Below are 9,362 nucleotides of genomic sequence, written 5' to 3' on the forward strand. Positions count from 1 at the left end.
CACGCGCTCACAGTCTCGCCGTGTCGAGCCGGAACCTCGCCATCACCACGAGCGCGGGCACCACGAGCCACGCCGCGAGCACCCCGGCGGCGATCAGCACCCCCGAGCCGCCGAGCACCGGCGCGCGGCCGATCTCGCCCAGCCAGTACGTCGGCATGATGTGCCCGGCGGTGTTCATCCAGCCGGGCAGGATCTGCAACGGGATCCACAGCCCGCCGAACATGCCCAGCGGCAGCATCAGCGCGCCGGTCACGGCCTGGACGGTGTCGCCCTTGCCGAACAGGCCGATCATCAGGCCCAGTACCGCGAAGGGCAGCGCCCCGAGCCACAGCGATCCGAAGATCGTCAGCCACTGGCCGGTTTCGAGCCGGATGCCGCGGATCATGCCCGCCGCGAAGATCACCAGCAGCACGGGCAGCGCCACGAACAGGCCCGCCGACACCTTGACCATCAGATAGCCCGGCGCCCGCATCGGGGTGAGTCGCAGCGTGCGCTGCCAGCCGTCGGTGCGTTCGGTGGCGACACGGGTGCCGGTGAACAGCGCGGCGGTCATGGCGCCGTACGCCGCCATGTTCACCATGGTCACCGTCGCGGTCGAGATCCCCGGTGCGATCTCTTGGGCGCCGAAGATCCCGCCGAACAACAGGAACATCGCCAGGGGCATGCCGATGGTGAACAGCGCGAACTGCGGGCTTCGGACGATGCGCTTGATCTCCAGCGCGAGGTAACTCAGGCTCATTTCAAGGCCCCCTCGGTCTCATCGGCGGTCAGCGCGATGAAGGCTTCTTCCAGTCCTACGGCGGTGATCTCGATGTTCGCGGCGAGCGGGAACTCGCGCAGCAACCCGCGGATGGCGGCGTCGGAATCGGCGCAACTCAGCTCCGCGTGCCCGGCCCGCAGGACCGCTCGCGAGACCCCGGGCAGCGCGGCGAGGGCCGCTTCGGTGGCGTTCGGGACGAGGGCGCGCAGCACCCGGCCGGCGACCGCGGCCCGGACCTCGCCGACCGGCCCGTCCGCGACGACCCGGCCGTGCCGCATGAGCACGACGCGGTCCGCGTAGTCCTCGGCCTCGGCGAGGTAGTGCGTCGCGAAGAGGACCGTGCGGCCCGTCTCGGTGTACTCGCGCATCGACGCCCAGAACCGGCGCCGCCCGTCGACGTCCATCGCCGCGGTCGGTTCGTCGAGCACCAGCAGCTCCGGATCGCCGACCAGCGCGAGCGCGAACCGCACGCGCTGCTGCTCGCCGCCGGAGAGCTTCCCGCAGCGGCGGTTCGCGTACTCGGTGACGCCGGCGCGCTTGAGCACCTCGCGGGTCGGCAGCGGATTCCGGTGCAGCGAGGCGAACAGGCCGACCAGTTCGGCGACCGTGGCGTCCCTGAGCAGGGTCCCGTTCTGCGCCATCGCGCCGACCGTCCCCCGGTCCATCGCCTCGGCCGCGCTGACCCCGGCCACCCGGACCTGCCCCGAATCCGGCCTGGTCAGGCCCAGCAGCATGTCGATCGTGGTGGATTTGCCCGCACCGTTCGGCCCGAGCAGCGCCACCACCTCCCCCGGTGCGACCCGCACACTGACGTCTTCGACGGCCAGGACGTCACCGAAGCGCTTCACCAGCCCTTCGAGACTGAACGCGTCCGCCATGACTCTCCCCCTTCGAGCACTCTGAACCACAAAGCTCACTTCCACTTTGTAACACAAAGTCCCCTGCCCTGAAAACCCCAGAAGTACATGAAGGCCCCCTTCCTGTACCTAGGCGCAAGGAAGGGGGCCTTCATGTACTTGGGGCTAGGCGGGCACCCGGGAGAGGGCGGCGGCCGCGGGTGGGGTGGGTACGGGAAGCGGTAGCGGCGCGCATTCGACATCGGCCGTCCGGCCCGGCTTGCGGTCGGGAAGGGCCCCGGTCGCCAGGTAGTCGGCGATCCGGTTGTCGACACACGCGTTGCCGCGCGGGGTGATCGCGTGGCTCGTGCCGCCCGGCTCACCGAGCAGGCGAGCGCCAGGGAAACGGCTACGCACTTCGAGGCTGCCTTCATACGGCGTCGCCGCGTCGAGCGTCTCGCCGATCATCAGCACACTCGGCACCTTCTTGCCGTCGACCTTGACCGGCTTGCCGGGCTTCGCGGGCCAGTACAGGCAAGGCCCGTTGTACCAAGCGTTCTGCCACGTGTAGTACGGCGCCTTCTGATGGGTCCGCCAGTTGTCGTGCTTCCACTGCTGCCAGCTCTGCGGCCACTTGACGTCGGTGCACTGGACGGCGAGGTAGACGGCGTAACTGTTGTCGTCGCCGCGGCCGCCGAAGCTCTCGAAGAGCCCCTTCATCGTCTGCCAGTCGCCCTTGTTGACGAACTTCGCGAGCGCGTCACCGAGCAGCGTCCAGCGCAGCTGGTAGTAGGAGGCCTGCTGGAAGACGTCGAGGAACTCGTCCGGTCCGACGTAGCCACCGGCCGGGACCGCGGCCAGCTTCTTCAGCTGCTCGTCGAAGACCTGCTTCACCGCGGCCTGCGTCTTGCCGAGGCGATAGACGTCGTCGTGCGAGGCGACCCAGCCGAACCAGATGTTGAGGTTGACGTCGTAGGCGAGATCCTGGTTCAGGTTGGCCTGATACCAGACGTTGCGGGGGTCCACAGTGGAATCGAGGACCATCCGGCGGACGCGCTGCGGGAACAGCGTCCCGTAGACCTGGCCGAGATAGGTGCCGTAGGAGTACCCGTAGAAGTTCAGCTGCTCCGCGCCGAGCGCCTTGCGGATGCTCTCCATGTCCTTGACCGTGTCGGTCGTCTTGATGTTCTCGAGCAGCGCGCGGCTGTTCTTCTCCGCGCACGCGTCGGCGTAGGACTTCGAGCGCTGAAGCCAGGTCTTCTCCAGCTCCCGCGTCTTCGGCACGTAGCCCGGCCGGTTGTAGTCCATGTAGTTCGGGATGCACGAGAGCGCGGGCTTGCTGGAGCCGACACCGCGCGGGTCGAAGCCGACCCAGTCGTAGGCGTCGCCCGCGTGGTTCGGCACGCGCGTCCCGCGGGTCGCGAGCAGCAGCCCGGAACCGCCGGGACCGCCCGGGTTCGTGAGCATGACGCCCTGGTACTGGGCTTCGGGCGTCTTGTGCTTGACGCGGCTGAGCGCGAGCTGGATCTTCTCGCCGCGTGGCCGCGAGTAGTCCAGCGGGACCGACAGGTAGCCGCATTCGGCGCCGGCGTTGATCAACGTCGGGTCGGTGCACGCTCCCCAGGTGATCGTCTCGGCGGGTTGCGCCGCTTCGGCCGCGCCGGCGGGCGCGGTCACCGCGACCGAGGCGAGCGTGGCCAAGGCCAGCGCGGTGCTGAGAACACGTCTCAAGGTATTTCCCTTTCCCTCCAAAGGTGAAAGCCCCGAAACCCTATCCACGTGCGTGACCTGCGAAAGCCTTCCCGCGAAGATCCCTACCAACGGCGGGTCCCGATCGCGGCAAACCGGGCAACCGGTTAATCGGTTGGGAGGCCGGATGCCGTCGGTTACGATCTCGATCATGATCTACTACGTGCGCATCCGCACCGCCTGAGACGGCGTGACCGCAGGGCCGCCCGCGATCGGGTGGCCCCCTTTCTGCGCGCCGTCTGACGTCCCTTGACGGATCCGGACAGGACATCATGCAGAAGCACATCGGGATGATCGGCTGCACCGCCCCGAGTCACATCTACCCTTCGCTGGCGATCATCCGTGAGCTGGTCGCTCGCGGGCACCGCGTCAGCTACGTCGTGGGCGAGCCACTCACCGGGTTGATCGAACCGACCGGGGCCGAGATCGTCTCGCACCCTTCGATCCTCCCGCTCGGCGACCAGTCGGCGTGGCCGGAGGACCCGGCGTCGCAGATGCGGGTCTTCCTCGACGAAGGCATCCAGGCGATGCCGGTGCTGACAGAGTTCTACGACGACAACCGCCCGGACCTGCTGCTGTACGACATCGGCGGGCTCCCGGCGCCTCTTCTCGCCAGGCGCTACGGCGTTCCGGCGGTGCAGCTCTCCCCGACGTATGTCGCTTGGGACGGCTACGAAGAGGACATGGCGGAGATCCTGACCTCGATCCGGTCTTCGCCGGCCGGAAAGGACTACTTCGCCACTTTCACCCAGTGGCTGAACGAGAACGGGATCGAGGCCGACGCCTGGGACTGGATCTCCCATCCGGAGCAGGTGCTCGCGCTGCTGCCGAGGGCGATGCAGCCCAACGTCGAGCGGGTGCCGCCGTCGGTCCGGTTCGTCGGCCCGGCGCTGGACCCGGAACGTCTCGCCGACCGGAGCTGGACCCCGCCCGCGAACGGCAAGAAGGTCCTGCTGATGTCGCTCGGCACGGCGTTCACCGACCAGCTCGACCTGTTCCGCGCGTGCGTGGACGGGTTCCGCGACTCGGACTGGCACGTGGTCATCTCGATCGGGCAGACCGACGTCGCCGAACTCGGGCCGCTGCCCGAGCACTTCGAGGCCCTTCCGTTCGTCCCGCAGCTCGCGGTGCTGGAGGCCGCGTCGGCGTTCATCACGCACGCCGGCATGGGCGGCAGCACGGAATCGCTGTGGTACGGCGTGCCGACCGTCGCGATCCCGCTGGCCACTGACGGCTTCGGGAACGCGGCGAAACTGGCGGAACTGGGCGTCGGTGAGGAACTCGCGGCCTCCGAGGTGACGGCCTCGACGTTGCGTGCCGCCGTCGAGCGGGTCGCCGGGTCTCCTTCGGTGGCGGCGCGGCTCGCCGAGGTGCGGGCCGAGACCCGGGGGAACGGCGGGATCGACCGGGCGGCCGATGCCGTGGAGTCCTTCCTCGCGTAGCGGTGATGTCATGAGGGGTCCCCATGGGACGAAAAGTGTCCGATGGGGACCCCTCATGACACGCGCGCGCCCCGCTAGGTGCCCCGGATCTCGTTCAGGTAGTTGTAGATCGTGTACCGCGTGACGTCGAGTTCCCCGGCGAGGTGGTCCACGGAGTCCTTGATGAGGAAGAACCCCGCCTCGTCCAGTTCCCGGACGACGGCCGCCTTGTGCCGCTTCTTCATCAGGTCCACCGGGATCCCGGCCTTCGTCACCGCGCGCCCGATCAGGAACCGTTGCAGGCTGTCGACGTCCGGCGGGAACGTCTCGGGTTCGTGCCCGTTCGCCCTCGGCGCGCCGTCGGTCAGCCGGTTGACGCACAAGCAGCCGATCGCGACCCCGTCGGCGTCCCGCAGGAACAGGGTCGACGAGCGGATCGCGCGCCCGTCGGGGCCGTGGGTCTCGTAGTTCGTCAGGTCTTGTGTGGTTCCGCGACGGACCAGGCCCAGCAGCAGATCCGTCATCGGCCCGCCGACCGTCCGGCCGGTGAGGTCGCCCGCGATGGCGACGATCGAGTCCGGCAGCCTGCTCAGATCGTGCAGCAGGACTTCGTTGCCCGGCCCCAGCATCGCCGCGAGCGCGTGCACCGCCGGGACGAGCGCCGTGAGCAAGTCCCCCGACGCCGCCGACGCGACGACGGGCGCCTCGAAGGCGCGAACCGGCTTCTTCAAACGACCCAGCGCCGAGCGCACCTGTTCCGCCGCGCTCGCCGGGGTCGACGCGTGCGGGGACAGCCGGACGTGTTCCGGCCGCACGGTCGCGGCGATCCCGGCGTCCGCGAGCGCGGCCCCCACCTGTTCGGCGGCGTGCCCCGGCACGGTGAAGGCGAGGATCCCGGCCCGGCGCTCGACGGCCGAAACCACCTCCCCGCCCAGGGATTTCACGGCTTCTTCGAGTTCGCCGACGCGTTCGGCGATCCGCCCGGCGATGGCCGCGACGCCCGCCTCCTCGACCAGTTCCAGTGCCGCCGCGAACGCGCCCGACGTGATCGGGCTCAAGTTCGAGATCGACCACGCGGCCGCGGTGTCGTCGGCCGGATGGATCTCGTCGTCGAACAGGCCAGGGTCACGGGCGCCGGTCCAGCCGGACAGGATCGGTTCCATCCGCTCCAGCGCGCGGTCGGACAGCACGGCGAAACCGGTGCCCCAGCCCGCCCGCAGCCACTTCTGACCGCCGACGACGAGCACGTCCGCGACCTCCCACGGCGCCTCGGTCACGCCGAAACCCTGGATGCCGTCGACGACGAGCAGCCTGTCCTCCACCACCTCGCGGATCGCGGCCAGATCGGCGCGATACCCGGTGCGGAAGTCGACAGCGCTCACGCTGACCAGCGACGTCTCCGGGGTCAGGGCCGCTTTGACCGCGTCCGCCGTGACGTTCCCGAGCGGCAGCCGCCGAACGGTCAGCCGTCCCGCCTGTTCGGCCCGCGCCCACGGATAGGTGTTGGCCGGGAACTCCGACGCCGACACCAGCGCTTCACCGCCGGGAGCGTTGAAAGCGGCCTGGAACAGTCCGAGACTGGTGTGCGGCAGCAGCACCGTGTGGTCGGTGTCGTTGCCGGAAAGCCGCGCGGCGGCGGCCTTGGCGCGGGTCTCCTGCCGCATCAGGTCGTCCACTGTGGACGGCCCGGCCTTGGTCGAAGCGTCGAGCAGGCTCGCCGTCGTGTCGAGCACGGCGTGCGACGGCGGGCCGAACCGGGCGAAGTCGAGGTACCCGGCCGGTTCGTCGAACTGCAGCAGGTACCGCGGGGAGATCCGCGTCATGCGAGGACCCGCGCCAGGAACTGCTTGGTCCGCTCGTGCTTCGGCGAGCTCAGGATCTCCCCCGGCGGGCCGGTCTCGACGACCGCGCCGTCGGCCATGAACACCACCTCGTCCGCGGCCTCGGCCGCGAACCCCATCTCGTGCGTCACCACGACCATCGTCATCCCCTCCGCGGCCAACGTACCCATCACCGCCAGCACCTCGCCCACGAGTTCCGGGTCGAGCGCCGACGTCGGCTCGTCGAACAGCATCAGCTTCGGTTTCATCGCGAGCGACCGGGCGATCGCGACCCGCTGCTGCTGCCCACCGGACAGCTGCGCCGGATAGGCGTCGGCCCGGTGCGCGAGACCGACCCTGTCGAGCAGTTCGAGCGCCTCTTCCCGGGCCTCGTCGGCGGGGACACCGAGCACCCGCACCGGCCCCTCGACGACGTTCTGCAACGCCGTCCGGTGCCCGAACAGGTTGAACCGCTGGAACACCATGCCGATGTCGCGCCGCTGCCGGGCGACCTCGCGTTCCTTCAGTTCGTACAGCTTGCCGCCCCGCAGCCGGAAGCCGATCGGCTCGCCGTCGACCCAGACCTGGCCGGCGTCGATCGTCTCCAGGTGGTTGACGCAGCGCAGGAAGGTGCTCTTCCCCGCCCCGGACGGGCCGAGCAGGCAGACCACCTGTCCTTTGTGGACTTCGAGGTCGATCCCGCTCAGCACCTCGGTGTGCCCGTAGCTCTTGCGGACGCCGACGGCCTTCAACAGTGCCTCAGCCACGTTCACTCCTCACCAGCGGCGCCGTGCGCAAGGCCTTGGCGGCACGGGAGAACGGACTTCGCGACCGGTCCTCGGAATCGAAGGCGCGCTCCAGATAATGCTGTCCGACCCCGGCGACGGTCACCACGACCATGTACCAGACCGCGGCCGCCAGCAGCGTCTCCATCACCAGCAGGTTGTTGGACGAGATGTTGTTGGCGGCGTGGATCAGTTCGGTCACGCCGATCACCGAAGCCATCGACGTCCCCTTGAGCATGTTGATGAAGTCGTTGCCGGTCGGCGGAATGATCACCCGCATCGCCTGCGGCAGCACCACCCGCCGCAGCGTCGCGCCCGGCGACATGCCGATCGACTTCGCAGCCTCGGTCTGTCCACTGTCGACACTGTTCAGCCCGGCGCGGACGATCTCCGCCATGTACGCGCTTTCGTTGAGCGCCAGGCCGAGCAGCGCGGCGGTGAACGCGGTGATCAGCACGTTGGTCTGCTCGTGCAGCAGATGGCCGCCGAACGGCAGCGGGATCGAGATGAATTCGAAGACCAGCGCCAGGTTGTACCAGATCAGGATCTGCAACAACACCGGAAGCCCGCGGAACAGCCAGATGTAGCCCGCCGCGAACCAGCGCGCCACCGGATTCGCCGAGCGGCGCATCAGGGCGATCACGATCCCGATGACGATCGCCGAACCCTGTGCGATCACCGCGAGCAGCACGGTGTTGAGCAGGCCGACCGCCATCACCCGGTACCACAGGAACTCCGGGACCGAGTCCCACTGGATCTGCGCGTTCCCGAGCGCGATCCCGAGCAGGACCAGCAGCACCAGGATGACGACGCCGCTGACCCAGCGGCCCCAGTGCTTCAGCCGGACGATCGGCAGCGGCTCAACTTCCGCCATTGAGCTTCGCCTCCTTGACCGCGCCCTGCTCGACGCCCCAGGCCTGCAGGATCTTGCCGTAGCCGCCGTCGGCGATCAGGGACTGCAACGCCTTTTGGACCGCCTCGGCGAGCGGCTTGTTCTCCTTGTTGACGCCGATCCCGTACGGTCCGCCGTTGATCGGCTCACCGGGGACGACCTCGAAGAACTTGCCCTCGCCCGCGGTGCGCGAGATGTAGACCGCACTGGGCAGGTCGTTGAGGATGGCGGCGACCCGGCCGGTGCGGAGCTGGTTCTGGTTCTGGGTGTCGGAATCGGTCGCGGTGACGGTCAGCGCGGGCTTGCCGGCCTGCGCGCATTTCCCGTTCTGCTCTTCCGCGAACTTCTGATGGCTCGTGCCCTGCACGACGGCGACGTTCTTGCCGCACAACGTGTCCGGGCCGGCGATCTGGTCGGGGTTGCCCTTGCGGACCATGATCGTGATGCCGGAGGAGAAGTAGTCGACGAAGTCGATCTGCGCCTGGCGGGTCTTGGTGTCGTTCATCGCGGCCATCGTGAGGTCGACGCGGCCGGACTGGAGGCTCGTGATCAGCGAGCCGAACGCCATGTCCTGGTGGTGCACGGTGACGCCCAGCTTCTTGCCGATGGCCTTGGCGAGGTCGACCTCGTAGCCGATCGGGGTCTTGCCGTCGGCGGCGTAGAAATTGTTGGGCGCGGACTGCAGGTTCGACGCCAGGTGCAGCATCCCGGCCTGCGCGTACTTCGCGGGCAGCGTGACGGCGGCGTCCTTCTGGACGGCCTCGATCAGCGCGGTCGTGTCCGGGATCGCGGAAGGTGCCCCCGACGCCGCGGGTTCCTGGCCGCCGGCCCCGTCGGGCCCGCCTCCGCAGGCCGCGGTGACGAGCGCGGCCAGGCCGGTGAGCACGGCCAAGCGCCAGGTTCGGGTCAGGGTGTGCGGCGTCGACGGCATGACGGGGACCTCCACGGTGCCTCGGGGTGGTCGCCGACGCTACAACTGGCTGTTGAAGAGGTCAACTGCGAGTTGAAATTCTGTCCGGTGGATGTCATGAGGGGTGCCCCAAAGACAATTTTCGGTAGATGGGGGACCCACAAAAAACAAAGATAAACCCAACAACCG

The 9,362-nt window shown here is 68.8% G+C and carries 8 protein-coding genes; 1 reads left to right on the top strand and 7 read right to left on the bottom strand.

The features are described from left to right. Positions 1-7 precede the first annotated feature (7 nt). From ACFWMR_RS11950 to ACFWMR_RS11960, 3 genes are all read right to left on the bottom strand, one after another. Positions 8-739 (bottom strand): ABC transporter permease, encoded by a 732-nt coding sequence (locus tag ACFWMR_RS11950; protein WP_093932094.1) that lies wholly within the window; start codon positions 737-739, stop codon positions 8-10. After that, on the bottom strand, positions 736-1,638 hold the full coding sequence (locus ACFWMR_RS11955) for an ABC transporter ATP-binding protein (RefSeq protein ID WP_378378359.1): 903 nt from the start codon (positions 1,636-1,638) through the stop codon (positions 736-738). Before ACFWMR_RS11955 ends, ACFWMR_RS11950 begins: the two co-directional genes overlap by 4 nt. 144 nt (positions 1,639-1,782) lie before the next feature. Next, positions 1,783-3,327: an alpha/beta hydrolase gene (locus ACFWMR_RS11960; protein ID WP_378378360.1), complete on the bottom strand. Its 1,545-nt coding sequence runs from the start codon at positions 3,325-3,327 to the stop codon at positions 1,783-1,785. 287 nt (positions 3,328-3,614) lie between these two features. Between ACFWMR_RS11960 and ACFWMR_RS11965 the strand changes: the two genes are divergently transcribed. Beyond that, the gene (locus ACFWMR_RS11965) at positions 3,615-4,787 is read left to right on the top strand and encodes a macrolide family glycosyltransferase (protein WP_449224327.1); all 1,173 of its coding nucleotides are present in this window, start codon (positions 3,615-3,617) and stop codon (positions 4,785-4,787) included. Between the two features lie 74 nt (positions 4,788-4,861). On the opposite strand, the gene ACFWMR_RS11970 is transcribed toward ACFWMR_RS11965, so the two are convergent. From ACFWMR_RS11970 to ACFWMR_RS11985, 4 genes are read right to left on the bottom strand one after another with little or no spacing between them, the layout of a single operon-like run. After that, positions 4,862-6,589 (bottom strand): aminotransferase class V-fold PLP-dependent enzyme, encoded by a 1,728-nt coding sequence (locus ACFWMR_RS11970; RefSeq protein WP_378378362.1) that lies wholly within the window; start codon positions 6,587-6,589, stop codon positions 4,862-4,864. Further along, a complete protein-coding gene (locus ACFWMR_RS11975) occupies positions 6,586-7,353 on the bottom strand; it encodes an amino acid ABC transporter ATP-binding protein (RefSeq protein ID WP_378378363.1) in 768 nt (255 codons plus the stop codon). The genes ACFWMR_RS11970 and ACFWMR_RS11975 overlap by 4 nt, the downstream gene beginning before the upstream one ends. Next, positions 7,346-8,245 carry an amino acid ABC transporter permease gene (locus ACFWMR_RS11980; RefSeq protein ID WP_378378364.1) on the bottom strand — a complete coding sequence of 300 codons (900 nt, stop codon included), beginning with the start codon at positions 8,243-8,245 and terminating at the stop codon, positions 7,346-7,348. The genes ACFWMR_RS11975 and ACFWMR_RS11980 overlap by 8 nt, the downstream gene beginning before the upstream one ends. Next, positions 8,232-9,194: an ABC transporter substrate-binding protein gene (locus tag ACFWMR_RS11985; protein ID WP_378378365.1), complete on the bottom strand. Its 963-nt coding sequence runs from the start codon at positions 9,192-9,194 to the stop codon at positions 8,232-8,234. The genes ACFWMR_RS11980 and ACFWMR_RS11985 overlap by 14 nt, the downstream gene beginning before the upstream one ends. Positions 9,195-9,362 lie beyond the last annotated feature (168 nt).

It is taken from the genome of Amycolatopsis thailandensis (genome assembly GCF_042723255.1).
GTDB classification, from domain to species: Bacteria; Actinomycetota; Actinomycetes; order Mycobacteriales; family Pseudonocardiaceae; genus Amycolatopsis; species Amycolatopsis thailandensis.